Consider the following 24,730-nt stretch of genomic DNA (forward strand, 5'->3'; position numbering starts at 1 on the left):
TTATTTCTCCACTTGCTCTGGTTTCCAGGTACGAATTCCCCAAATCACAAAACCGATAATGAAGAACGCACTTGGTGCTAATAAGAATAAACCGTTTGCTTGATACCAACCGCCGTTTTGAACAGTTTCTAATACGGTAATACCGAAGATTTTACCTGAACCAATTAATTCACGGAAAAATGCCACGATGATTAACATCGCACCGTAACCTAAACCGTTACCGATACCGTCAACGAAACTTTCTACCGGACCTGATTTCATTGCAAATGCTTCAGCACGACCCATTACGATACAGTTAGTAATGATAAGACCTACGAATACAGAAAGCTGTTTTGATAGGTCATATGCATACGCACGTAAAATTTGGTCAACTAAGATTACAAGTGATGCAATGATAGCCATTTGTACAATGATACGAATACTGTTAGGAATAAAGTTACGAATCATTGAAATAAACATACTAGAGAAAGCAGTAACTAAACTTACTGCAATCGCCATTACTACCGCAGTTTGTAACTGAGTAGTTACCGCTAATGCAGAACAGATACCTAAGATCTGTAATGCAATCGGGTTGTTATCCGCGATTGGAGATAACAATAACTTTTTAAGATTGTTACTCGCCATTAGTTAGCTCCCATTGCTGCTTTGAATTTCGCTAAATATGGACCGAAACCGTTAGCGCCGAACCAATATTTGAATGAGCCATCAACACCGTTTGAAGTTAATGTCGCACCAGATAAGCCATCAATACCGTGATCTTTATCTGCTGAAGCGCCTTTACCTACGGTTAACGCCACTTCATTGTTTGCGTTGAATAATTTCTTACCTACAAAGTTTTTCTGCCAATTAGGGTTAGCAATTTCACCACCAAGACCAGCTGTTTCACCTTGTTCATAGTAAGTAATACCATTTACCGTATTAGCATCCGGTTGAACCGCAACAAAGCCGTACATAATTGACCATAAACCGTTACCGTACATAGGAAGTACTACTTGGCTTACTTTACCCGCTTCGTTTTTTACTAAATAAACTTCCGCATATTTAGCACGTACTTTGATGTTTGCTTTATCATCAGCCGGATTAATTGCAACACTAGTTGCTGGATCTTTCGCTGCCGTGCGTGCATCGAAGTTTTGAATACCTTCAACATAATCACCGGTCTCTAAATCAACGATTTTAGGCTCAATGAATTTTGCGTAGGTTTCTTGCACATTTGTTTTTTCTTGCATTAAACCAGCCGCTTGTAAGATATTTTTTTGTTTATCAAGCTGTTTCTGAATATCCTGTGTTGGTTTTAACAACACCGCAGCACCTGCTACGATAAGAGAACAGATCAAACTTAATAAAACCACAACGGTTAGTGTACCACCAACGCTATCTTTATTAAATTTAGCCATTGTTTGCTACCCTCGCTAATCTGCGTTTGATATTACCTTGAACCACTAAGTAGTCGAAGATTGGAGCAAATAAGTTAGCAAATAAGATCGCTAACATCATACCTTCAGGGTATGCCGGATTCACTACACGAATTAAAACGCACATAAAGCCAATTAAGATACCGTAAGCCCATTTACCTTTGTTAGTAAATGCAGCAGAAACAGGATCTGTTGCCATAAAGAACATACCTAATGCAAAACCACCTAAAACTAAGTGCCAGTGCCAAGGCATTGAGAACAATGGGTTAGTGTCTGAGCCGATAACATTAAATAATGTTGCCGTTGCCGCCATACCAACCATTACACCAGCGATGATTCTCCATGATGCAATACGAGCAAATACGATAATTGCTGCACCGATGATCAACATTAGAGTAGAAGTTTCACCGATTGAACCCGGGATATTACCTAAGAAAGCATCCATCCAAGTGATCGTTTCGCCTGTTGCAACGTGTTTTAATGCACCTTGTCCACCTACAGCCCATTGTGAAAGTGCGGTTGCACCTGAGAAACCGTCTGCGGCTGTCCACACCAAATCGCCTGAAATTTGCCCCGGATAAGCGAAGAACAAGAACGCACGTCCTACCAACGCTGGGTTCATAAAGTTTTTACCCACGCCACCGAATACCTCTTTGGCAACCACCACACCGAATGTGGTCGCAAGTGCTGCTTGCCACAATGGTAATGTTGGCGGAACGATTAACGCCAAAAGGATAGACGTTACGAAGAAACCTTCATTGATTTCGTGTTTACGGATCATCGCAAACAACACTTCCCAGAAACCACCTACCGCAAAAATGGTCAGGTAGATTGGTAGGAAGAAGATTGCACCGATCCCCATTTTGCTCAATATGCCAGCGTCTTGTGAAAGGAAACCGAACGTATTTGCAAGGGCAAAGTGCCAGTTATTCGCTACGTTATTTTGTACGTTGGCAGCAAAATCGCCCACGTTTAATGCCGCTAATGATTGAACGCCCACGTTGTACATACCGTAAAACATTGCAGGGAACAATGCGAGCCACACGATTAACATCATACGTTTAGAGTCAATCGCATCACGAACGTGTGCATCTTTACGGGTGACAGTACCGGGTGAATAGAAAATGGTATAAGCCGCCTCAAACAGCGTGTACCATTTTTCATATTTCCCACCTTGATGGAAATGGGGTTCCATTTTTTCAAAAAGATTTTTTAAACCCATTTTTAGCCTTCCTTCTCGATTTTATCTAACGCCTGACGCAATAATGGGCCCCAGTTGTTTTTACCAGAACACACAAAGGTACATAACGCTAAATCTTCTTCATCTAGCTCTAAGCAACCTAATGCCTGAGCAGAATCCGTATCGCCTGCCGCTAAATCACGCAACAATAATGTCGGTAAAATATCTAATGGCATTACACGCTCATACGCCCCTGTCGGCACCATTGCACGCTCGCTACCGTGAACGGCGGTTGTGAAATTAAATAATTTCTTCGCAAAATGACCGAGGGTAGTACGCGTGATCGAGAATTTATCTGAATATGGTGCGATCATACCGAAGAAGATTTTTTCACGACCTTCCGCCAATACAGACACCTGTAAAGCGTAACGCCCTAAATAATCCACCGGCCCCGTCGCCGTTGCACCGCTTAACACTGAACCTGAAATCACACGGTTTTCGCCGTCTTTCAATTCGTTAGCGGTTAATTGAGAAAGGTTCGCCCCAAGACGCGTACGCACCAAGCGAGGATTGTTCACTTGTGGGCCTGCGAGAGAGACCACACGATCCGTATAAAGCTCGCCCGTGGTAAATAATTTACCGATTGCGATTACATCTTGATAATTTAAATGCCATACGGTTTTCGTTAAACCTACCGGATCAATAAAGTGAATGTGAGTACCCACTAAACCTGCCGGGTGACGACCCGCAAATTCGTGTACATTTACACCGCTAACTGAAGGAACGTTCGCACCAGCTGCTTTCACTAAATTCACTTTCACGCCTAAACGAGTTAATACCGTTAAACCGTGTTCGAAATCATTTTTGTATTCGTTAATGATCACCGTCGGATCAGCACTTAACGGATTAGTATCCATTGCATTAACGAAAATTGATGCCGGAGTTGCATCAACTGCAGGAACTTTGCTGAACGGACGAGTACGGAATGCTGTCCATAAACCCGATTCAACAAGATTTGTTCTTACTTGTTCCGCTGATAAAGAGGCTAATTGCGCAGCTTCATAGCTCTTAAAGGTAATTTGCTCATCACCCTCAACTTTAATTACGACTGATTGAAGAACACGTTTTTCACCACGGTTGATCGTTACTACCGTACCGCTTGCTGGGGCTGTAAATACTACGCCAGGGTTCTTTTTATCTTCAAAAAGTACCTGACCTTTTTTCACTACATCGCCTTCACGAACTTTCATTGAAGGACGCATACCCACATATTCTTCACCAAGCATCGCAACTTCATTAACGGTATTGCCGTTATGGATTACTTGTGCCGGCGTACCTGCAATAGGTAAATCCAAGCCTTTTTTGATTGTAATCATATTGTTTGCACTACTTTTCTTTTGGGTTAAAAAATAAGATTGCGAAAAATCGCAATCGCTTCTCTTGAGCCGTAACGTTAATTTAAAAACAAACGAATTCCCCCACTTGTTTCTAAAAAGTTACATTAAGTTCTCAAATCTGGGTTTTTATCTCGGAATTAATTCACAAGCTAAAATAAACGAGGCATTTTACCTTAAAAACGAGCTAACTTTCCACAAAAACACACGATTTTCGGGCGCTAGACCTTGAATATTTGAAATAAATCAATATTTATTAGACAATTTTTTAACATTTACCTCTAAAGGGGTAATCCATATTTCAGTGTCTTAACTCCAAACAAGCGGTCAGATTTTCTAAACTTTTTGCAAAGTTTGTAACAATTGGTAATTACAAAATTTCGAGTAGAAAAAACCGCCTGTAAAGCGTAGAATACCCGATAATTTTACTCAATTTAAATAACGAATTTGGAAACTCATAATGGAACAACAAGAAGTCATTCATATTTCGATTTCTGAAGCGGCACAAGCACACTTTCGCCGTCTTCTAGAGCAACAAGAAGAAAATACCAATATCCGTATTTTCGTGGTAAATCCGGGCAGCCCTAATGCCGAGTGTGGCGTTTCTTATTGCCCGCAAAATGCCGTAGAAGAGACCGATACACAATTTGAATATAATGGTTTCTCTGCATTTGTTGATGAAATTAGCCTACCTTTCTTGGATGAAGCGGAAATTGATTATGTAACGGATCCGATGGGGTCACAACTCACGTTAAAGGCGCCAAATGCGAAAATGCGTAAAGTGGCGGATGACGCACCTTTTATTGAACGCTTAGATTATGTGATTCAAACTCAGGTAAACCCGCAATTAGCAAGCCATGGCGGTCGAGTGACTTTAATCGAAGTGACGGAGGATAAATATGCGATTCTACAATTCGGTGGTGGCTGTAACGGCTGTTCAATGGTGGATGTCACCTTAAAAGAAGGAATCGAGAAACAATTATTAGCCATGTTCCCTGACGAATTAGTCGGAGTGAAAGATGTAACCAAACACCAACACGGCGAACATTCTTACTACTAAATAACATAAAAAAGCACGAGTAACTCAGCTCGTGCTTTTTTTGCAATTTTTCAGCCAAATTTAACCGCTTACTAAAGTAATGTCGGATAACGTTGTTGAATTTCGCTCAATAAGGCTTTTTTATCTTGCTTCGAGAGAAAAGCCGCTTCAACTGCATTAAACAAAAGTTGCAGTGCTTCTTCTTTGGTAAGTTGATAATCGGTTTCCAATAGGTGAAACTCATTTTGCACATTTGTTTGTGAAACGGTCATATTATCGCTATTTAATGTTGCCACCACACCTCGCTCTAAAAATGTGCGTAACGGATAATCTCGTAGATGCTGAACCGTTTTAGTTTGCAGATTACTGCACGGACACATTTCTAATGGTGTTCGACTACCTATCAATTTACGCATCACGCTTTCCGACTGAATTGAACGAATACCATGTCCAATACGTGAAGCGCCAAAATTCAGTGCTTGCTCAACACTCTCTGCGCCTGCAGCTTCTCCAGCATGAAGGGTAAACGGCACACCTAATTCATTTGCATAATCAAATTCTGCACTAAAATTTACCGTCGGAAATATGCCTTCCGCACCGGCTAAATCGACTGCTACCACACCGGCTTCGCCCTCACTTAAATATTTATCGGCTAAACGTACGGTTTCTAAATTTTCCGCATGATTATCCGCTGCTCGCATACAGCATAAAATTAAATTCGCTTTAAATAATCGGGTCTTGGCTAAGCCTTCTTGTAAACCTTTAATCGCTGCTTGTACCACTTGTTCTTGATCCATGCCTTTTTGGGTATGAAATTGTGGCGCAAAGCGAATCTCAACATAAAGCAATCCGGCTTGATCTAATCGTTGTAGAACATCAGTAACGGACGAAGCCAATGCTTCAGGGGTTTGTAATAACGAAATGGGTAACTCGAAACAGCGTAAATATTGATTTAAATCGCTACAATCTTGCGGGACGGAAATAAAAGGAAGTAAGGTTTGCGGGTCAGAGGAAGGGAGTTGAATTTGCTGTTTAGCAGCCCATTCAATCATCCATTGTGGTGATAAAGAACCATCTAAATGCAAATGTAGGTCTATCACCCCATATGTTGCTAAGTTTAAAGCCATATTGTCTCCTTAACTGTTATTGATATTTTATATATGGCTGCACAAAGATTACACAAATTTACGCAAAATAACAATATATAAAACAATAAGCGGTGTAATTTCCGAGAAATGTTACAGATATAAAAACACCACCTTACGGTGGTGCTTACTAGATTTTAATTAACCTTCACAGCTAGAACAACTTAATAAGTTACGGTTAAACACTTGTGCCGCACTCATTGAGTATTGGTAATAAATTGATTTTAAACCGAGTTCCTCTGCAGTTAAGTATAATTGGTTTAAGTCACGAGCCGGTGTTGCAGGGTGAACCATGATATTAATACTTTGACCTTGGTCGATATATTTCTGACGTTGTGCCGCTTGCTGAATCACGCTTAACTGACTGATTTCAGAGAAAGTTTTGAATACTTCTTTTTCTTCGTCGGTTAATTGTTCCAAGTGCTGTACGGAACCGTCATTGTGTAAAATCGATTCCCAAATCTCTTCCGTATCTAAACCTTTTTCTTGGAGTAATTTCTCTAAGAACGGGTTTTTATACACGGTTTTGATTTTCGCTAAATCTTTAACATAGTAGTTAGATTTAAACGGTTCAACCGATGGTGATACGCTACCTAAAATAAAACTACTTGATTTCGTTGGCGCAATACTCATTAGAGTAGTATTACGGCGACCGTAGCCTTTTAAGATTTCCGGCTCACCAAAACGTTTCGCTAACTCTTGTGACGCTTTTAAGGTTTTCTCTTGTAACGTTTTAAAGATTAAGTTGTTTTTTTGCATTGCTTGGAAGCTATCAAACGCAATGTTATTCGCTTGTAAATAGCTATGCCAGCCTAACACGCCTAAGCCTAATGCACGGTGACGAATCGCAAAGCGATGTGCACGATCTAAGAACGGCATATCTTTACTTTTCTCAATAAACTCACTCATTACCACGTCTAAGAAGTAAGTTAATACTTCCGGTGCATCCGTGTCTTTCCACTCATCAAAATAGAGTAAGTTCATTGAAGAAAGACAGCAAACGAAACTTTCATCATTGCTTGATGGAAGCATAATTTCGGTACATAAGTTTGAAGCGTGTACCGTCATATTTTTATCTTTATAAACGTCCGGACGGCCAGCATTTGCATTATCTTTAAAGAATAAATACGGAATACCCGTTTCCGTTTTACGTTGTAACAGTTTTGCCCAAAGTTGACGTTTATACGGGTCACCCGCTTTCATTGATTCTAACCAATCATGACCGACACATACGCCGTAATACATTAATTGGATTGGGTTACCTTCGGTATGAATATCTAACCATTCGTCAATATCGCCGTGTTCAATATCGATATAACCGGCAAATTGGCCTTTACGTGACGTACCTTGAGAAATAACGTCAATCACCGTATCAAACAATTTACTAAAGTTGAATGAACCGTCTGATTTACCGTTATTTTTAATTGCTGAACCACGTGGACGAATATCACCGAAATAAGCGGAAGTACCGCCACCGATTTTACTCATCATCCCCACTTCAGCGGTCGTCACCATAATTTCGTGAATTGAGTCACCGATGTAGCTACCAAAACAAGAAATCGGTAAACCACGATCTAAACCGAAATTCGACCAAATCGGAGAAGAAAGTGAGAAATAACCACGTGCCATATAGTGATAGAATTTATCCGCATAGCCTTCGATACCAAGTTTATGCTCCGCATGTTCAGCGATAAAACGAATACGCTCTAATGCGGTTGTTCCTTCAAGTAAGTAACCACGTTGTAAAAATAAGCGGCTATCTTCATTTAGCCATTCAAAATCAGGGCGAGTATTAGAATAAGTCATCTGCGGTAATCTGCTTCATTTTTTTGCTGTAATCAGTACTACGTTTGTTAAAGAAATCTGTTTCTTTCGTTGACAGAATTTCAATATCAAACCACTCAGTTTCTTTTAGTAATTCAGGATTTACATCGTATGGAGGCTCTAAACCTAGCGTCATTAACGAGTTGTTATAACGGCTACGAATATAGTTTTCTACCGCTTCACGGCTAATAAAACTTAAATCGCCTTCTTCAAAAATCCAATCTAAAATGCCACATTCCGCCTCAAACGCTTGAGTAGATAGGGTCTTTAATTCTTCAAAAAATTCTGGAGTGAAAAGCTCACTGTGTTCATCACGTAAAATTTCGTATAACGCAATACCGAATTTACCATGAATCTCTTCTTCTTTTGACGTTGCTTCAACCGCATTAGAAATCCCTTTAAAGAGGTTTTTATGCTTATTGAACGACATCATAATTAAGAACTGACCGAATAATGAAATATGTTCTACGAAAAGAGAGAATAAAACGAGTGAAAGCACAAATTCACCTTTACCCGCATCTTTATCTTTCATGAACGATTCCATATAACGAATACGGTTCATTAACGGCTCAATGTCTTGGATTTGGCTAAACATTTCGTTTAAGCCTAATTTTTCTAATAAAAACGAGTATGCATCTTTGTGACGAACTTCCGACTCTGCGAATGTACCACCCACATCATCCATTTCCGGTTTTGGGAAATAGCGATATAGTTCACCCCAGAAACGTTTTACGTTTACTTCCACTTGAGAAATCGCCAACATCGCACGAGTTAACACATGACGTTCGTGATCATTGATATCAATACGGTAGTTCTGAATATCACCGGTAAAATTAAACTCCGTATGCAACCAATAAGAATGGCGAATTGCATCTTTAAATTCTAATAATTCAGGGTATTCGTATGGCTTGATGTTCAAGCGTTTTTCAAAAAGATTTCTTTTGGACATACTCGTTAACTCTATCTTTATTCATTAATAATTAAGGCGTGAATTTTAGGGAAAATTTTTTAGTACCACAAGTCTTGACAAACAAGCTTTTTAGCTAGTCATTTGATTTATAAAGAAAAAATTTTTTGTCAATTTATAAATCAATATCTAGTGGTTTATTTGTAAAAATCTACTAGATATTGTATTGCATTAATTATCATCAAATCACAAGCCGAACGTAAAAACCGTGAATTCACAAGCGTTTTATAGTATGATGAGCGAAATTTTGATCCCTTTACAAGCGGTTAAATTTAGCGAAAAATTTACAAAAGATCGGCTAAATGGCACCGCTTGTTATTTTTATTTGTGAATAACTTTATGCAAAATCAATTTTATCGTGGACGTTTTTCCGTTGCGCCAATGCTTGATTGGAGCACCCGTCATTGCCGCTATTTTCATCGTCAATTTAGCCAACACGCTTTGCTTTATACCGAAATGATCACCGCACCGGCGATCATTCACGCCAAATACGATCTGCTTGAATACGATTCTAGTGAAAATCCGGTTGCGTTACAGCTCGGCGGCAGCGATCCGGCTCAACTTGCGCATTGTGCCAAATTAGTTGAAGAACGTGGCTATGCCGAAATCAACTTAAATGTCGGCTGTCCTTCCGACCGTGTGCAAAACGGAATGTTCGGTGCTTGCTTAATGGCAAAAGCCGATTTGGTTGCCGACTGCATCAAAGCCATGCAAGATGCGGTGCAAATTCCGGTGACGGTTAAACATCGTATCGGCATTGATGACTTGGATAGCTACGAATTTTTGTTTGATTTTATTGAGAGAGTACAACCGTATAGTAAGGATTTTATCGTTCATGCTCGCAAAGCGTGGCTTTCCGGTTTAAGTCCGAAACAAAATCGTGAAATTCCACCGCTTGATTATGAGCGTGTTTATCAGCTGAAACGTGACTTTCCACATTTAAATATTTCAATTAACGGCGGAATTAAAACTGTTGAGGAAATCAAACAACACTTGGCATTTGTCGATGGCGTAATGGTGGGGCGTGAAGCCTATCAAAACCCGTCATTGTTAGGTGAAATCGATTCGCAAATTTTCGGTGAAAATCGACCGCTTGTCACCGCCCGTGAAGCGGTGGAAAAGATGTTGCCTTATATTGAAGCGCAAACGCAAAAAGGGGTTTATTTAAACCATATCGTTCGCCATATGTTAGGTGCATTCCAAAACTGTAAAGGTGCACGCCAATGGCGCCGTCACTTAAGCGAAAATGCCACTAAACAAGGGGCAGGTGTTGAAGTGGTAGAACAAGCGCTCAGCTTTGTACAAGAATAATTAAATTTGCTATTTCCCCCTAAGCAGGCATAATGTTTTTATCCTATGTATCTTTCGGAGGAAATATAAATATGAGCATTCATTCAGTCAATCCAAAAGGCAGTTTAGACCAACTCTCACATTTGGAAATGGAATTGCTGACCAAAAACGCACAAGGCAATCTCTATTCACTTTATCGCAATTGTTCGCTTGCCGTGCTTAATTCCGGTGCTGTTACCGATGACAGTCGCGCACTGCTCAATCAATATCAACACTTCGATATAAATCTGATTACCCGTGAAAAAGGGGTAACGCTTGAGTTGCACAACCCGCCGGAAACCGCTTTTGTTGACGGAAAAATGATGCTCAATATTCAATATCATTTATTTGCCGTATTACGTGACATCGTTTTTGTAAACGCCCTTTCTCAATATTTCAAACAAGATCAACCGCAAACCGATTGTCGCTATATCACCAATCAAGTCTTTTCAATTTTACGCAATGCCAAAGCGCTTGAGATTGGTTCTGATCCTAATCTAATTGTTTGCTGGGGCGGTCATTCGATTAACCAAACCGAATATCAATATTGCCGAGCAGTCGGAACCGAATTGGGATTACGTTTACTTAATATTGTCACTGGCTGTGGTACCGGCGTGATGGAAGCGCCAATGAAAGGCGCAGCAATCGGCCATGCGAATCAGCGGTATCAGTATAGCCGTTTTATCGGAATCACCGAGCCGTCTATTATTGCCTCCGAGCCGCCGAATCCGATCGTCAATGAATTAATTATTATGCCCGATATTGAAAAACGGTTAGAAGCCTTCGTGCGTATGGGACATGGCATTGTCATCTTCCCCGGAGGCCCCGGCACATTAGAAGAATTACTTTATATCATTGGTATAAAACTCAATCCGGCTAATAAGTTACAACAATTACCGGTAATTTTGACCGCACCGCCGGAAAGCGCCAATTATTTCACCGCGATTGATGAATTTATAGGTGAAACGCTTGGTAAAGAAGCGCAACAACAGTATGAAATCATCATTGATGATCCGGTTTTAGTCGCCCAAAAAATGGCACATGCGATGAAAGAAGTGAAACGTCAGCGCCAAGCGCTAGCCGATTCATACAGTTTTAACTGGTCGCTAAAAATTGATGACGCTTTTATTTTGCCTTTTGCTCCGACTCACGAAAATATGGCAAATCTTGATCTGCATTTTGGCCAAGCACCGGCACAATTGGCGGCGAATTTACGCCGAGTATTTTCGGGTATTGTTGCCGGTAATATCAAACCGGATACACAAGATATGATTGAGCAATACGGTCCCTTCCAGCTCAAAGGCGATCGCAAATTAATGGAGAAAATCGACTGCTTGTTACAACGCTTTATTCAGCAACATCGTATGAAACTACCGACCGAAGAGGCTTACAAACCTTGTTATCAGATTCATAAATAGCGAGGGGGGATTATGTATTTACAACAGATTGAAATCAGCGGCTTTCGAGGTATTAATCAGCTCACATTACAATTGCGTCCGAATATGGTCTTGATTGGTGAAAACGCTTGGGGTAAATCCAGTTTACTGGATGCTCTCAGCCATATCTTCAATATCAAAGGCGAGCTTTATCAATTTAGTGAATCGGACTTCCACCAACAATATCATGCCACAACTAAGGCGGAGCAAATCCGCCTATTGTTCACCTTCTGTGCCGAACATGAGGACGAATGTCAGGCTGATATTCATCAGCCTTATTGTCACCTTTTTTATCCGGATGAAAAAGGCAAGCTTTGTATTAAGCTGCAAGTTTCCGGTAAACTCCTAAATGGCGTTATTGAAACTGACTACTGTTTTCTAGATAACTCCGCCAAACCGCTAAAGGTTGCCAATCATGAAGAAATTATTCTTTCGATTATCAATCACTCACCCGTTTACCGCTTTAGGGATGCCCGTTTAAATAAATTCTCGCCGCTTGAAACATTTTCTCCTCATATCGAAAATGAGCAAGATACTATCCAAAGCGAATTGCAAGCACTCTCTTTATTATTGCGCTATTACTTTTTAAGTATCAAAAGTCGTCAACAATTAGCCGATGCGCTGCAAGACACTTCCGTGCTATGGGAAAGAGTCAAATCACTTTGCTTACGTTTAAAACAAGATCAAAGCGGAGAACTGACTCATAAGGTACGCACTCACCTTTCCTCACTATTTATAATCAGTCAGAAATTACGCCGTGTTGAAAAGCCGATTATCTTATTTGAAGATCTCGAAGCACGTTTACACCCCCGTATGATTGCGATCTTTTGGGAATTGGTAAATTATTTACCAGTACAACGCATCACCACCACCAATTCAATGGAATTACTTTCTCAAGTGCCGTTACGAGAAATTAGCCGTTTAGTGCGTTATCGAGATCATACCGAGGCATATTCGCTTGCACATAGTTCGTTGGGCAAAGAAGACCTACGTAAACTGACCTTTCATATTCACTACAATCGAGGTTTAGCTTTATTTTCTCGAGCATGGATTTTAGTCGAAGGCGAAACGGAAGTTTGGATTCTAACCGAGCTGGCAAATTTACTGGATATTAATTTGGAAATGGAAGGAATTCGGATAGTGGAATTTGCCCAATGCGGCTTACGCCCGTTAATTAAATACGCCAAAGCGATGGGCATTGAATGGTACGTATTGACCGACGGTGATCAAGCGGGCGAAAAATATGCCGATATTGCCAAAAGCATGTTGCAGGAAAACGAACACCCAAGTAAACATTTGACCGTCATTCCACGCCAAGATATCGAACATTTTTTCTATCACGAAGGACTAAGGGAAGTATTTGTGCGTCTTGCCCGTTGGCAACCGAGAGATCATAAATACCCGACCAAAACCATTATCAAACGAGCGATTCAGTACACCTCAAAACCAGATTTAGCGATTGCGATTTCAACTGAAATCAAACAACGAGGCAATCAAGCGATTCCTCGCTTATTTAGAAAGCTGTTTATTAAAGTCTTGAAACTTATCAAAGAGCAATAAACAACAAGCGGTTAAATTTACAAAATTTTTTGCAAATGTAACCGCTTGTCTGATTCCAAATTAACTATAACTAACGTCGGATTTCGAAGCGTTCGAATTGTTCCGAACCTTGATAACTTTGTTCAATTAAATTACGCACGGCAGATGTCGGAGGGCCTTTTTGTAACCAGCTTCTGAACGCAGCCATTTGCGCTTCGCTACCAATGGCAACCACTTCCACCGAGCCTTCAGGGCGATTTTTCACATAACCTTTAATGCCGATTTTTCCTGCCTCTTGTAGCGTGAAGAATCGAAAGCCAACACCTTGTACGTGCCCGGTCACAATAAACAGTTTCTGCTGCATAAGCCCTCCGTCAATTTCTACATTTTCAATTTAATTAAACGTGCGACATTTTCTGCGCTAGACTCCAAGTTTTCTCGTCCTTGTTTTAAGGTTTCTTCAAGTGAGTTTAATTGACGAATAATCGGGAATACCGCATCAATGCCATGTTGATAGACCACATTGTAATCTTCTCGTAAGCAACCGACAATCGCAATCACCGGCACACCAAATTGTTTTGCCGTTTTTGCCACACCGACCGGTGTTTTACCGGCAATACTTTGTGCGTCCATACGTCCCTCGCCGGTAATCACTAAATCCGCATCTTGGATATGCTCCGCCAAACGAGTCGCTTCGATAATGATTTGTACACCTGCTTTAAGCTGCACGTTCGGCAGTAATAATAAACCACCGCCCATACCGCCTGCTGCACCTGCGCCGGCATGATTAGCTATCGCAATCCCTTGCTGAGCTAATGCGATATCCGCAAAATGCGCCAAAGCATTATCCAAGGTTTGAACCATCTCCGGCGTTGCACCTTTTTGCGGACCAAACACTGCCGAAGCACCACGCTCGCCACATAATGGGTTATTTACATCGCACGCCACTTCAAACTCAACACTTTGTAAACGAGGATCTAAATTTTCTAACGAAATCTGGCTGATTTGTTGTAGCTGTTCGCCCCCAAAACCGATTTCCTCACCTGCGGCATTTTTGAAAGAAGCACCGAGCGCTTGTAACATACCGACACCACCATCATTGGTCGCACTACCACCAATGCCTAACAGAATTTTTTTCACGCCCAAATCTAACGCTTTTTTGATTAATTCACCAGTACCAAAACTGGTGGTTTTAAGCGGATTACGTTGCTCAAAAGGTACAAGATGTAAACCGGAAGCCGCCGCCATTTCAATAAAAGCGGTCTGTTTATCACCCGAAACACCCAAAAAACCGGTCGCTTTATTGCCGAGCGGCGCAGTGACTTTAACTTCTAACAGCTCACCTTTAGTCGCATCAATTAATGACTGAACCGAACCTTCACCGCCATCTGCCATCGGCACCTTGATGTATTGCGCATCAGGGAAAATACGTCTGAAACCGCCTTCAATAGATTGCGCTACTTCAAGCGCAGTAAGGCTTTCTTTAAATGAATCGGGAGCAATAACAATTTTCATATTTTACCTCTTAGAATAATTTAAACACGCCAAATACCAAGGTTGAAACGATAGTCATAATTAAACCGACCGCTGTTTCATACGGAATTAATTTTAAGCGTTCTTTCATCTCCATATTGACGCTTCCGCCGGTGGCGTGGAAAAAAGAACCGTGCGGCATATGGTCAAATACGGTCGCACCGGCGTGAATCATTGCTGCACCAGCCAATGCACTTACACCTAATTCTATTAAGGTTGCACTAAATACGTTTGACGCCACCACCGTACCTGCTGTAGTTGAAGCGGTTGCCAATGACATTAACGCCCCTGAAATCGGTGCAAGTAAATAAGACGGCAAACCTGAAGCAGTTAGAGCTTCAATTAACACATCTTTTAAACCCGAATTGGCAATAATGCCGGCTAATGCCCCCGTACCTAATAACATCACGGCGACCGGTGACATTTTTAACAAACCTGAAGTAGCAAATTGATTCACTTGTTTTAATTTGCCCATCGCCAACGCACCGACTAAACCGCCAAACGGTAATGCGATCAGCGGGTCAATTTTTATATCTGCAATAGGACGTAACACTAATAAGATAATCGCACAAAGCGGAGCGGCAATTGCCGGTAGAAAAGCGGGTAAATTTTGTAGATTATTTGCAGAAACTTCGTTATCCGCCACTTTTGAACCTTTGTTGATCAGACGTTTGGCTAAAAAATAGGTCAGAATAATACCGAAGATTGCCGGAAGGATACCTGCTGCCATCACAGAGGTTAACGGTAAATGGAAAGCGTCTGAAGCGGCAATTGCATTTGGATTCGGTGACATAATGTTACCTGCTTTACCGCCACCAATCATCGCTAATAAAATAGCCGGTTTCGATAAATTACCACGTTTCGCTAACGCTAATGCAATTGGTGAAACAGTAATCACCGCCACGTCCACAAATACCCCAACAGCGGTTAAAATCATGGTTGAAAGTACTAGCGCAAGCAATGCTCGTGTTTCGCCTAATTTTTTCACGATAGTTTCGGCGATGGTACTTGCCGCACCGGATTCAATTAATACACCGGCTAATACACCCGCAGCTAAGATCCGCATGACCGCCGTGGTAATCCCTTGTGCACCGCCAATCATTAAGCTCACGGTTTGCGACAGATCCGCACCACTGATTAAACCACCGACCAATGCACCAATTAACATACCGTATGCTGGCGGTACTTTCTTTAAGATTAAAACTATCGCGACTGATAGTGCTACAACAGCACCGACTGCAGTTACCGCAACCATAATGTTCTCCTTAATACCAAAAACATAAATACAAAAATGAATTGTTCGGCATTATGCGGATTTTTAATGGAAAGTCGTTAGTGAAAATTACAAAAAATAGCGAGTTACACTGGCTAATATTGTAAAATTCAACAAATCAAGGCATTAAAATCGCACCTAAATATAAAATAAATTTATCTTCTATCTTATTGAAAGATAAAGAAGTTATTTGTTCGATTCGTTCTAAACGATAACGTAAGGTATTTTGATGAATAAACAATTTTTCCGAAGCGTGAACCAGATCACAATTTGACAAAAAATATTGCTGCAAACTTTTAAACAGCACGTTTTTCTCATCTTGAGAAATTAACTGTTGAACCGGTGTAAATAATTCTTTGGCTTGCCACGAATGAGAAAAATCAGCTAATAGCGCCTGTAAGCGATAAGCTTCAAAACAGATAATCTGCTTCTTCGTATGATTATTTTCCGCATACGCTAAGGTGTGTAATGCAGACTGATAAGAAAAATGCGCTTCGACAAAATGTCCAACCTGACAACCGATCACCATACGATAATCCGTTTCAACCGTTTGTGACGGAAACAACTGGTTAAGTGTTTTATGTTTTTGGCGCTGAAGTAATTCTTCTACCGGTAGCAGCAAAACTAATTTATCTAAATCAACCACAACAACACTGGCATTCTGTTGCTGCTGCTCTAAATGTAATAAAACGGTCTGTAATTCTTCCGAAGTAGGCTTATTTAATTTGATAATAATCGCAGCCAATGCTTGAGCCGGATTTAAATTAAAGAAACGAGCTTGTTGCTCTGTTTGTTCTCTATTTAAGCTACCTTTTAATAATTGGCGAATAAATTCTTCTTTATAGCGGCGCTGCCAACGTTCCGTTTCCAAAACGATCGCTTGTTCGACAATTAATTCCGCCGCCATAGTGACTAATTCTGCATAATGACGAACTGCCTCCGGTGCGCCTGAAATGCCGATAACACCGATTGTTTTACCTAAATATCGAATCGGTAAATTCAGCCCTTCTCTCGCTTCATAGTTCCACTGTTTTGCTAATTTTTCATCAATTTCAACCGCTTGATTATGTCGTAATACAATTACGGCGCCAGTATGACGCTCACCTATGCGGCTCGGGTCTCCAGAAGCAATAATAATGCCCTGTTCGTCCATCACATTCACCGAGTTCGGAATAATTTGCATGGTGCGTTTGACAATAGCTTGTGCGGTTTGTTTGTCTAGTTTCATCATTTCTTCTCTAATTAACGCTAAAAATAAGCGACAAGCGGTCAAATTTTTCCAATTTTTTGCAAAGAAATCAGAAAAAACAAATCGCTTAAAAAACAATCCCCTGACAAGCAGGGGATATAAAGGTTAGTGTTTAAGAATATATAGGTTACGCAATAAAATGTCATCTTGCGGATCTTTGCCACTATAGCCTTTTACATACGGTTTGACTAAACGTGGGTTCACATAGTTATAAATCGGCACGATAGCGTAATCGTCCGCAAGTACTTTTTCCGCTTTCGCATAAGCGGTCGCTCTGCCTTCCGCATCCGCCGCTTGATAAGACTCCGCTACCGCATCATCATACGCTTTACTTGCATAACCTGTTTTGTTATTACTTGAATCCGATAGGAAATAAGTCACGAAAGTGCTTGCTTGGTTATAATCTGCCGACCAACCCGCACGCGCTAAATCATACTTACCTTCACGGCGTGTATCTAAATAGGTTTTCCATTCTTGATTTTCTAATTCAACTTGAACTAGCCCTTTAGTATTGGCTTTCCATAATGAAGCGGCTGCAATCGCAATTTTTTTATGGTTGTCATTGGTGTTGTATAAAATTGAGAATTTCAACGGATTCGCTTTGCTGAACCCAGCTTCTTCTAATAATTTAACCGCTTGTGCATTACGCTCTGCCATTGCTTGCTGACTATATTCAGGCGATTGAATTTTCTGCCCTTCGTGAATATAGGTCGGCGTGAACACATAAGTCGGCGTTTGCCCTTGTCCTAGTACTTTATCAGTGATAATCGTACGATCGAGCGCTAAATTTAATGCTTTACGTACTCGAAGATCATCAAACGGTTTTCTATTCAAATTGATTTCATACAAATAAGTAGAAAGCGTTCTTGCGGTAAAAACTTCTTCCGGTAAATCTTTTTTCAACTTAGCAAACTGTTCCGGCGGTAACGTATAATTCGTTACATCTAAATCGCCCGCTTTATACCGAGCCACATCGGTAGTTGCATTCGGAATAGCTAAATATGTCGCTTTATTGATCACAGTTTCTTTATCATTCCAATAATTGCTATTACGCTCAAACACAATTTTTTCATTGATAATGTGTTCTACTAATTTATACGCGCCGTTGCCAACTAAGTTCGCTTTTTTTGCCCAGCTATCGCCAAACTGTTCTACCACTTTTTTATTTACCGGTAATAACGATGAATGAGTGGTCAGCTCATTTGCGTAAGGAACCGAATTAGTTAATGACAATACTAACGTATAGTCATCTATCGCTTTCACACCCAGTTCTTCCGGTTTTTTCTTGCCATCAATAATCTCTTGCGCATTTTCCACTTGTAAATAAGTCAGATAACTTGCGTAAGGCGAAGCGGTTAATGGATTGGCTAAACGCTGCCACGCATAGACAAAATCATGTGCTGTTACCGGATCTCCGTTCGCCCATTTTGCATTTTGACGCAATTTAAATGTCCATGTTTTGTAATCGGGTGAACTCTGCCAGCTCTCTGCCACACCAGCTTGTAATTTCCCTTCTTCATCTTTAGTAATCAACCCTTCAAACAGCTGATAAGCGACTTGTGATTCAGGCACACCTTCTATTTTTTGTGGATCAAAACTGGCCGGCTCCGAGCCGTTATTAATGATAATTTCTTGTTTTTCCGCCAATACCATTCCTTCCGGCACTTTTGCGGCAAAAGCCGTGCTGGATAAGCCAAGTACGATTGCGATATTTAATAATGAGCGAGTCAGTTTTGTTTGCATAATTATTCCTTTTTTTGAATAAATATATAAGATATATATCCTTAAAATTTTTAAAATAAAAAAATCACTTTGTAAAGTGTTATACCTTAATTTAGCTCGCTTTTTTTCCATTTTGTGATAGGAATCACCTTTTATTGAAAATAATTTAATAAATATAACTCAGGTAATCACGCTATAAAGCCTAATAAAGCATAGATAAGCGTCTATACAGATTGAATAACTCAGAATAAAATTCTGTATTTTCTCAATAACAGGCATTTTGTTACTTACTCATTAGAATAAAAAACGCTATTTTTTATAAAAATAGCGTTTTACTTTCGTTTTTTTAACCGTTATATTCGTTAGCAACAATAAGCAAGCGGTTGTTTTTGCAAAAAATAAAGCAAATTTGACCGCTTATTTATTCATATGCATTCACAATATTTATTTTAGAGTTGGACAATATCATGGCAAAAACATTATACGAAAAACTATTTGATGCTCACGTTGTATATGAAGCCGCAGGCGAAACGCCGATTCTTTATATCAACCGCCATTTAATTCATGAAGTGACAAGCCCGCAAGCGTTTGACGGTTTACGTGTTGCCGGCCGCCAAGTTCGTCAAGTTAGCAAAACATTCGGCACAATGGATCACAGTATTTCTACCCAAGTGCGTGACGTAAATAAATTAGAAGGTCAGGCGAAAATCCAAGTTTTAGAATTAGCGAAAAACTGTGAAGCAAGTGGTATTTCGTTATTCGATATGCAAACCAAAGAACAAGGTATCGTACACGTAATGGGGCCGGAGCAAGGTTTAACCCTACCGGGTATGACAATTGTATGCGGCGACTCACATACCGCAACACACGGCGCATTCGGTGCATTAGCTTTCGGTATTGGTACTTCTGAAGTAGAACACGTGCTTGCAACTCAAACATTAAAACAAGCTCGTGCAAAAAATATGAAAGTGGAAGTACGTGGTAAAGTGAATCCGGGTATTACCGCAAAAGATATCGTACTAGCAATCATTGGCAAAACAACCATGGCGGGCGGTACCGGCCACGTGGTGGAATTCTGCGGTGAAGCGATCCGTGATTTATCGATGGAAGGTCGTATGACAGTATGTAATATGGCGATCGAGTTTGGTGCTAAAGCCGGTTTAGTTGCACCGGATGAAACAACATTCGCCTACTTAAAAGGCCGTCCGCACGCGCCAAAAGGTAAAGATTGGGACGATGCGGTTAAATATTGGAAAACCTTAAAATCAGACGATGATGCGATCTTTGACACGGTGGTGGTATTGGAAGCGAAAGATATTGCGCCGCAAGTAACTTGGGGAACCAACCCGGGTCAAGTTATCGGTATTGATCAAGTCGTACCAAACCCGGCTGAAATGGCAGATCCGGTGACGAAAGCTTCTGCGGAAAAAGCATTGGCATACATTGGTTTAGAAGCCAACACGGATATGAAAGATATCCATATAGATCAAGTATTTATCGGTTCTTGTACTAACTCTCGTATTGAAGATTTACGCGCGGCAGCGGCAGTGATGAAAGGTCGTAAAAAAGCAGATAACGTAAAACGTGTGCTGGTTGTACCGGGTTCTGGTTTAGTGAAAGCGCAAGCGGAAAAAGAAGGCTTAGATAAGATCTTTATTGAAGCGGGAGCAGAATGGCGTAACCCAGGCTGCTCAATGTGTTTAGGTATGAACGATGACCGCTTAGGCGAATGGGAACGTTGTGCTTCAACCTCTAACCGTAACTTTGAAGGTCGCCAAGGTCGTAACGGTCGTACCCACTTAGTTAGCCCGGCAATGGCAGCTGCAGCGGCAATGTTTGGTAAATTTGTAGATATTCGTCACGTGGAATTAAATTAAGGATAAAAAATGGCAGGATTAAAACAACACTCAGGTTTAGTCGTTCCGCTTGATGCGGCGAATGTGGATACCGATGCAATCATCCCAAAACAATTCTTACAAGCAATTACTCGTGTCGGCTTCGGTAAGCATTTATTCCATGAATGGCGTTATTTAGATGCGGAAGAAACACAACTGAATCCGGATTTCGTTTTGAATTTTCCGCAATATCAAGGGGCGACCATTTTACTGACTCGTAAAAATTTAGGCTGTGGTTCTTCCCGTGAACACGCACCTTGGGCATTAGCCGATTATGGTTTCAAAGTGATGATTGCCCCAAGCTTTGCAGACATTTTCTATAATAATAGCTTAAACAATCATATGCTTCCGATTCGCTTAAGCGAAAAGGAAGTGGAAGAGATCTTCCAATGGGTGTGGGCTAATGAAGGCAAACAAATCCATATTGATTTAGAAGCAATGACGGTAACGGTTGGTGACAAAGTTTACGGTTTTGAACTAGACGAATTCCGCCGCCACTGTTTATTAAACGGGTTAGATAATATCGGTTTGACTCTACAACACGAAGATGCAATCGCAGCTTACGAAAGTAAGATTCCGGCATTTTTGCGTTAGTCTGATAAAACTAAAGCCAAGTATTGCTACTTGGCTTTCTTTTATTGGTTTTTATAAAAATCCGAAATATGGTAAACAAAATCTTCTAACATTTCTATTTTCTGCGCTTCAGTAACTTCATCTGAAACTCTAGCAGAAATAGAAGCATAAATCCCTTCAGCAAAACGCTTCACATCTAATGCGTAATTAACACAGAACGTATGAGTGCAATCTCCCTTATATTCAGTAGATGATAATAACCAGTTAGACACATTGTTATCATTACATTCCCCTGAATACCAATATTGGCTTGCTTTGATCGCCACTTCACGTTTTAAACAGTAGCAGTTTGTATCAATATGGTTCTTACGTTCTAAACAAATTGTGCAGGAAATACCTAAAGCATCGGACGAAACATCAATGTCACCAACCATTTTGTGATATTTACCGACCGATTCAAACGTATCCTGGCAAATAAATTTCCCGGTTGTCACGTTCATAAAGTTACGCATACTATAAACGTAATCATATTGGTGAGCGGTAAGTTGGCGAACACAGTTTTCAACATGATTCAGCTCATACCAGTTATCATCATCCAAATAACAGATGAGATCTTCTTTAACCAAAAACGGGGCAATCGCATTAATACTGCTATTTGTCCAACCGTTCGCTCCGGTATTCATCTGTAGGTATGTTACTACCACATGTGGATACTTCTCTACAATCGCTTTCGCATTCGCAGAGAATTGCTGACCATCGACAAAAATATAGTGCTTACAATTAGTATAGCTCTGCTGCTGTACACTTAAAATAGCTCGCTCTAAATGCGGACGACCTATTGTCGATGTAATAATTGCTACAGAAGGTGCTGTAACAGACATTATTCACTCCTCAGGGATAAATTTATAATTTTATATTTGATACTTGGTTTTATCACCAATATCAAAATGTAACGGCATTCGCCATTTTTGAATACTTAATATAAGTAACAATAGACCACAACAAATACTTAATAGTTGTAATAATATATTTTGCTCAAAAACGATCGATAACCAAAGCACTGCCATCAAAATAGGCTGAAAATTTAAGCCGAATACTCTAAAGCAAAAATACTCTTTGTAACTTAAACCGCCAATGCTAAATAACATTGCGCCCAATGCGATCAATGGCAGGTTGAAAACATAGCACAATAATCCAATCCATACCACAAATTGAAACAGAAAGCGGAAAGTTTTTAAATAAAGATGTAAAGAGGAAACAAGCAGCACACCTGCAATAAGTAAACCTTTCTGTGCGATCTGCATTTGATAAGGTAGCAAGAATACCATCAATGTTGCGACCACGAAGCCCATCCGATATAGAATCACAGTTAAGTAATCCCAAAAATCCATAGGTGATTGAATATGTGGATCAGCCATTTTTTTACTCCTTTTATAAATAACAAGCGGTCAATTTTTCGCAAAATTTTGCAAGAAATTGACCGCTTGAGCAAGAAAAGCCTTACAGCTTACGCTTTGTGACTATCTTGATAGTCTTTCGCCGCTTTTACAAAGCCAGCAAATAACGGGTGACCATCACGTGGTGTTGAAGTGAATTCCGGGTGGAATTGTGCTGCCACAAACCATGGGTGGTTTGGCACTTCAATGATTTCCACTAACTTACGGTCTGCCGATAAGCCGCTCACTTTTAAGCCTGCCGCTTCAATTTGTGGTAATAAAGTATTGTTAACCTCATAACGGTGACGATGACGCTCAACGATAGTTTCCGCACCATAAACTTCACGTGCTTTAGTGCCTTCAATTAAGTGACATTGTTGTGCGCCTAAACGCATTGTACCGCCTAAATCCGAATCGTCAGAACGTGTTTCCACATTACCCGACTCATCTTGCCATTCGGTAATCAAACCGACCACCGGTTGCGGACAATCTTTATCAAATTCAGACGAATTTGCTTGGGTTAAACCAGCCACATTACGCGCATATTCAATGAGTGCGATTTGCATACCTAAACAAATACCTAAATAAGGAATTTTGTTCTCACGTGCATATTGTGCGGTACGGATTTTACCTTCTACACCACGGTAACCGAAACCGCCTGGTACTAAAATCGCATCTAAGCCATGGAGTAATTCAACACCTTTAGTTTCAATATCTTGTGAATCAATATACTTGATATTTACCGTTAAGCGATTGGTTAAACCGGCGTGTTTTAACGCTTCGTTTACTGATTTATACGCATCCGGTAATTCAACATATTTACCCACCATACCGATGGTCACTTCACCGATTGGGTTAGCTTGGCGATAAAGCACTTGTTCCCATTCGCTTAAATCCGCTTCCGGACAATCTAAACGGAAACGATCGCAAACAAAACTATCTAAGCCTTGTGATTTCAGTAATTCAGGAATACGATAAATTGAATCCACGTCTTTTAATGAAATAACCGCACGTTCCGGTACATTACAGAATAAGGCGATTTTTTTACGCTCGTTGCTTGGAATCGCACGATCCGAACGACAAATTAACACATCAGGTTGGATACCGATTGAAAGTAATTCTTTTACCGAGTGTTGAGTCGGTTTAGTTTTCACTTCGCCGGCTGTTGGAATATACGGCACTAAGGTTAAGTGCATAAATAAGGTCTTTTCACGACCGACATCCACCGCTAACTGGCGTAATGCTTCTAAGAACGGTAATGATTCGATATCGCCCACCGTACCGCCGACTTCAACGATAACCACATCACGGTCTTTACCACCTTTAATCACACGTTCTTTAATTTCATTAGTGATATGCGGAATCACTTGGATTGTCGCACCTAAATAATCGCCGCGACGTTCTTTGCGTAATACTTCAGAGTAAATTTTACCGCTGGTAAAGTTATTCGCTTTGCTCATCTTAGAACGGATAAAACGCTCATAGTGACCTAAGTCTAAGTCGGTTTCCGCGCCGTCTTGCGTGACGAAAACTTCACCGTGTTGCGTTGGGCTCATTGTACCCGGGTCAACGTTGATATAAGGATCCAGCTTCATAATGGTTACATTTAAACCACGAGCTTCGAGAATTGATGCGAGAGATGCAGCGGCAATACCTTTGCCTAAAGATGAAACAACACCGCCCGTCACGAAAATATAATTCGTTGCCATTTTTGATCTGCCTTTGATAATCAGTTAAATAGATAAGAAAATTCGGAATGGATAGTAAAATAAAACTATCAG

General features: G+C 40.5%; 21 protein-coding genes. 6 read left to right on the forward strand and 15 right to left on the reverse strand.

Annotated elements, in window-relative coordinates:
* From C228_RS0102835 to C228_RS0102850, 4 genes are read right to left on the reverse strand one after another with little or no spacing between them, the layout of a single operon-like run.
* The gene (locus tag C228_RS0102835; RefSeq protein WP_005624087.1) at positions 1–624 is read right to left on the reverse strand and encodes an NADH:ubiquinone reductase (Na(+)-transporting) subunit D; all 624 of its coding nucleotides are present in this window, start codon (positions 622–624) and stop codon (positions 1–3) included.
* A complete protein-coding gene (locus C228_RS0102840; protein WP_018651192.1) occupies positions 624–1,397 on the reverse strand; it encodes a Na(+)-translocating NADH-quinone reductase subunit C in 774 nt (257 codons plus the stop codon). Before C228_RS0102840 ends, C228_RS0102835 begins: the two co-directional genes overlap by 1 nt.
* Complete coding sequence (locus tag C228_RS0102845; protein WP_018651193.1) at positions 1,390–2,637, reverse strand: NADH:ubiquinone reductase (Na(+)-transporting) subunit B; 1,248 nt, start codon at positions 2,635–2,637, stop codon at positions 1,390–1,392. The genes C228_RS0102840 and C228_RS0102845 overlap by 8 nt, the downstream gene beginning before the upstream one ends.
* A 2-nt stretch (positions 2,638–2,639) precedes the next feature.
* On the reverse strand, positions 2,640–3,971 hold the full coding sequence (locus C228_RS0102850; protein ID WP_018651194.1) for a Na(+)-translocating NADH-quinone reductase subunit A: 1,332 nt from the start codon (positions 3,969–3,971) through the stop codon (positions 2,640–2,642).
* Between the two features lie 478 nt (positions 3,972–4,449).
* Between C228_RS0102850 and nfuA the strand changes: the two genes are divergently transcribed.
* Entirely contained in the window at positions 4,450–5,049 is a 600-nt protein-coding gene (nfuA, locus tag C228_RS0102855; protein WP_018651195.1) for a Fe-S biogenesis protein NfuA, read from the forward strand.
* A 71-nt stretch (positions 5,050–5,120) separates the two neighbouring features.
* On the opposite strand, the gene add is transcribed toward nfuA, so the two are convergent.
* The 3 genes from add to C228_RS0102870 form a co-directional block, all read right to left on the reverse strand.
* Complete coding sequence (add, locus tag C228_RS0102860; RefSeq protein ID WP_018651196.1) at positions 5,121–6,155, reverse strand: adenosine deaminase; 1,035 nt, start codon at positions 6,153–6,155, stop codon at positions 5,121–5,123.
* 159 nt (positions 6,156–6,314) lie between these two features.
* A complete protein-coding gene (locus C228_RS0102865) occupies positions 6,315–7,979 on the reverse strand; it encodes a ribonucleoside-diphosphate reductase subunit alpha (protein WP_018651197.1) in 1,665 nt (554 codons plus the stop codon).
* Positions 7,966–8,946, reverse strand: coding sequence for a ribonucleotide-diphosphate reductase subunit beta (locus tag C228_RS0102870; protein WP_005624106.1), 981 nt, complete (start codon positions 8,944–8,946; stop codon positions 7,966–7,968). Before C228_RS0102870 ends, C228_RS0102865 begins: the two co-directional genes overlap by 14 nt.
* Positions 8,947–9,303: 357 nt before the next feature.
* Between C228_RS0102870 and dusA the strand changes: the two genes are divergently transcribed.
* The 3 genes from dusA (at position 9,304) to C228_RS0102890 (ending at position 13,289) form a co-directional block, all read left to right on the forward strand.
* Positions 9,304–10,275, forward strand: a complete 972-nt coding sequence (dusA, locus tag C228_RS0102880; protein ID WP_026313164.1) for a tRNA dihydrouridine(20/20a) synthase DusA — start codon at positions 9,304–9,306, stop codon at positions 10,273–10,275.
* Between the two features lie 71 nt (positions 10,276–10,346).
* On the forward strand, positions 10,347–11,711 hold the full coding sequence (gene ppnN / locus C228_RS0102885) for a nucleotide 5'-monophosphate nucleosidase PpnN (protein ID WP_018651200.1): 1,365 nt from the start codon (positions 10,347–10,349) through the stop codon (positions 11,709–11,711).
* Positions 11,712–11,723: 12 nt separating this feature from the next.
* A complete protein-coding gene (locus C228_RS0102890; protein WP_018651201.1) occupies positions 11,724–13,289 on the forward strand; it encodes a DUF2813 domain-containing protein in 1,566 nt (521 codons plus the stop codon).
* 70 nt (positions 13,290–13,359) lie between these two features.
* On the opposite strand, the gene C228_RS0102895 is transcribed toward C228_RS0102890, so the two are convergent.
* The 5 genes from C228_RS0102895 to C228_RS0102915 form a co-directional block, all read right to left on the reverse strand.
* Positions 13,360–13,632, reverse strand: coding sequence for an acylphosphatase (locus C228_RS0102895; protein ID WP_018651202.1), 273 nt, complete (start codon positions 13,630–13,632; stop codon positions 13,360–13,362).
* Between the two features lie 17 nt (positions 13,633–13,649).
* Positions 13,650–14,783, reverse strand: a complete 1,134-nt coding sequence (locus tag C228_RS0102900; protein ID WP_018651203.1) for a glycerate kinase — start codon at positions 14,781–14,783, stop codon at positions 13,650–13,652.
* A gap of 10 nt (positions 14,784–14,793) precedes the next feature.
* Positions 14,794–16,056, reverse strand: coding sequence for a GntP family permease (locus C228_RS0102905; RefSeq protein WP_018651204.1), 1,263 nt, complete (start codon positions 16,054–16,056; stop codon positions 14,794–14,796).
* A gap of 136 nt (positions 16,057–16,192) precedes the next feature.
* Positions 16,193–17,302: a CdaR family transcriptional regulator gene (locus tag C228_RS0102910; protein ID WP_026313165.1), complete on the reverse strand. Its 1,110-nt coding sequence runs from the start codon at positions 17,300–17,302 to the stop codon at positions 16,193–16,195.
* Between the two features lie 126 nt (positions 17,303–17,428).
* Positions 17,429–19,066 (reverse strand): ABC transporter substrate-binding protein, encoded by a 1,638-nt coding sequence (locus C228_RS0102915; RefSeq protein WP_018651206.1) that lies wholly within the window; start codon positions 19,064–19,066, stop codon positions 17,429–17,431.
* A 446-nt stretch (positions 19,067–19,512) separates the two neighbouring features.
* Here C228_RS0102915 and leuC point away from each other — a divergent pair, with 446 nt between their 5' ends.
* A complete protein-coding gene (gene leuC, locus C228_RS0102920) occupies positions 19,513–20,922 on the forward strand; it encodes a 3-isopropylmalate dehydratase large subunit (RefSeq protein WP_018651207.1) in 1,410 nt (469 codons plus the stop codon).
* Positions 20,923–20,931: 9 nt separating this feature from the next.
* On the forward strand, positions 20,932–21,534 hold the full coding sequence (leuD, locus tag C228_RS0102925; protein ID WP_018651208.1) for a 3-isopropylmalate dehydratase small subunit: 603 nt from the start codon (positions 20,932–20,934) through the stop codon (positions 21,532–21,534).
* A 41-nt stretch (positions 21,535–21,575) separates the two neighbouring features.
* Here the strand turns inward: leuD and C228_RS0102930 are convergent, their stop codons facing one another.
* From C228_RS0102930 to pyrG, 3 genes are all read right to left on the reverse strand, one after another.
* A complete protein-coding gene (locus C228_RS0102930) occupies positions 21,576–22,394 on the reverse strand; it encodes a glycosyltransferase family 2 protein (protein ID WP_018651209.1) in 819 nt (272 codons plus the stop codon).
* 30 nt (positions 22,395–22,424) lie between these two features.
* Entirely contained in the window at positions 22,425–22,931 is a 507-nt protein-coding gene (locus tag C228_RS0102935; protein WP_018651210.1) for a DUF2301 domain-containing membrane protein, read from the reverse strand.
* A gap of 89 nt (positions 22,932–23,020) precedes the next feature.
* On the reverse strand, positions 23,021–24,658 hold the full coding sequence (gene pyrG, locus C228_RS0102940; RefSeq protein ID WP_018651211.1) for a glutamine hydrolyzing CTP synthase: 1,638 nt from the start codon (positions 24,656–24,658) through the stop codon (positions 23,021–23,023).
* Positions 24,659–24,730: the final 72 nt, after the last annotated feature.

Source organism: Actinobacillus capsulatus DSM 19761, from assembly GCF_000374285.1.
In the GTDB taxonomy this organism is placed as follows: domain Bacteria; phylum Pseudomonadota; class Gammaproteobacteria; order Enterobacterales; family Pasteurellaceae; genus Actinobacillus; species Actinobacillus capsulatus.

Excerpts from the sequence above, each read along its gene's own strand:
- C228_RS0102835 (WP_005624087.1), bottom strand. The coding sequence starts at position 624 with ATGGCGAGTAACAATCTTAAAAAGTTATTGTTATCTCCAATCGCGGAT.
- C228_RS0102840 (WP_018651192.1), bottom strand. The coding sequence starts at position 1,397 with ATGGCTAAATTTAATAAAGATAGCGTTGGTGGTACACTAACCGTTGTG.
- C228_RS0102845 (WP_018651193.1), bottom strand. The coding sequence starts at position 2,637 with ATGGGTTTAAAAAATCTTTTTGAAAAAATGGAACCCCATTTCCATCAA.
- C228_RS0102850 (WP_018651194.1), bottom strand. The coding sequence starts at position 3,971 with ATGATTACAATCAAAAAAGGCTTGGATTTACCTATTGCAGGTACGCCG.
- nfuA (WP_018651195.1), top strand. The coding sequence starts at position 4,450 with ATGGAACAACAAGAAGTCATTCATATTTCGATTTCTGAAGCGGCACAA.
- add (WP_018651196.1), bottom strand. The coding sequence starts at position 6,155 with ATGGCTTTAAACTTAGCAACATATGGGGTGATAGACCTACATTTGCAT.
- C228_RS0102865 (WP_018651197.1), bottom strand. The coding sequence starts at position 7,979 with ATGACTTATTCTAATACTCGCCCTGATTTTGAATGGCTAAATGAAGAT.
- C228_RS0102870 (WP_005624106.1), bottom strand. The coding sequence starts at position 8,946 with ATGTCCAAAAGAAATCTTTTTGAAAAACGCTTGAACATCAAGCCATAC.
- dusA (WP_026313164.1), top strand. The coding sequence starts at position 9,304 with ATGCAAAATCAATTTTATCGTGGACGTTTTTCCGTTGCGCCAATGCTT.
- ppnN (WP_018651200.1), top strand. The coding sequence starts at position 10,347 with ATGAGCATTCATTCAGTCAATCCAAAAGGCAGTTTAGACCAACTCTCA.
- C228_RS0102890 (WP_018651201.1), top strand. The coding sequence starts at position 11,724 with ATGTATTTACAACAGATTGAAATCAGCGGCTTTCGAGGTATTAATCAG.
- C228_RS0102895 (WP_018651202.1), bottom strand. The coding sequence starts at position 13,632 with ATGCAGCAGAAACTGTTTATTGTGACCGGGCACGTACAAGGTGTTGGC.
- C228_RS0102900 (WP_018651203.1), bottom strand. The coding sequence starts at position 14,783 with ATGAAAATTGTTATTGCTCCCGATTCATTTAAAGAAAGCCTTACTGCG.
- C228_RS0102905 (WP_018651204.1), bottom strand. The coding sequence starts at position 16,056 with ATGGTTGCGGTAACTGCAGTCGGTGCTGTTGTAGCACTATCAGTCGCG.
- C228_RS0102910 (WP_026313165.1), bottom strand. The coding sequence starts at position 17,302 with ATGAAACTAGACAAACAAACCGCACAAGCTATTGTCAAACGCACCATG.
- C228_RS0102915 (WP_018651206.1), bottom strand. The coding sequence starts at position 19,066 with ATGCAAACAAAACTGACTCGCTCATTATTAAATATCGCAATCGTACTT.
- leuC (WP_018651207.1), top strand. The coding sequence starts at position 19,513 with ATGGCAAAAACATTATACGAAAAACTATTTGATGCTCACGTTGTATAT.
- leuD (WP_018651208.1), top strand. The coding sequence starts at position 20,932 with ATGGCAGGATTAAAACAACACTCAGGTTTAGTCGTTCCGCTTGATGCG.
- C228_RS0102930 (WP_018651209.1), bottom strand. The coding sequence starts at position 22,394 with ATGTCTGTTACAGCACCTTCTGTAGCAATTATTACATCGACAATAGGT.
- C228_RS0102935 (WP_018651210.1), bottom strand. The coding sequence starts at position 22,931 with ATGGCTGATCCACATATTCAATCACCTATGGATTTTTGGGATTACTTA.
- pyrG (WP_018651211.1), bottom strand. The coding sequence starts at position 24,658 with ATGGCAACGAATTATATTTTCGTGACGGGCGGTGTTGTTTCATCTTTA.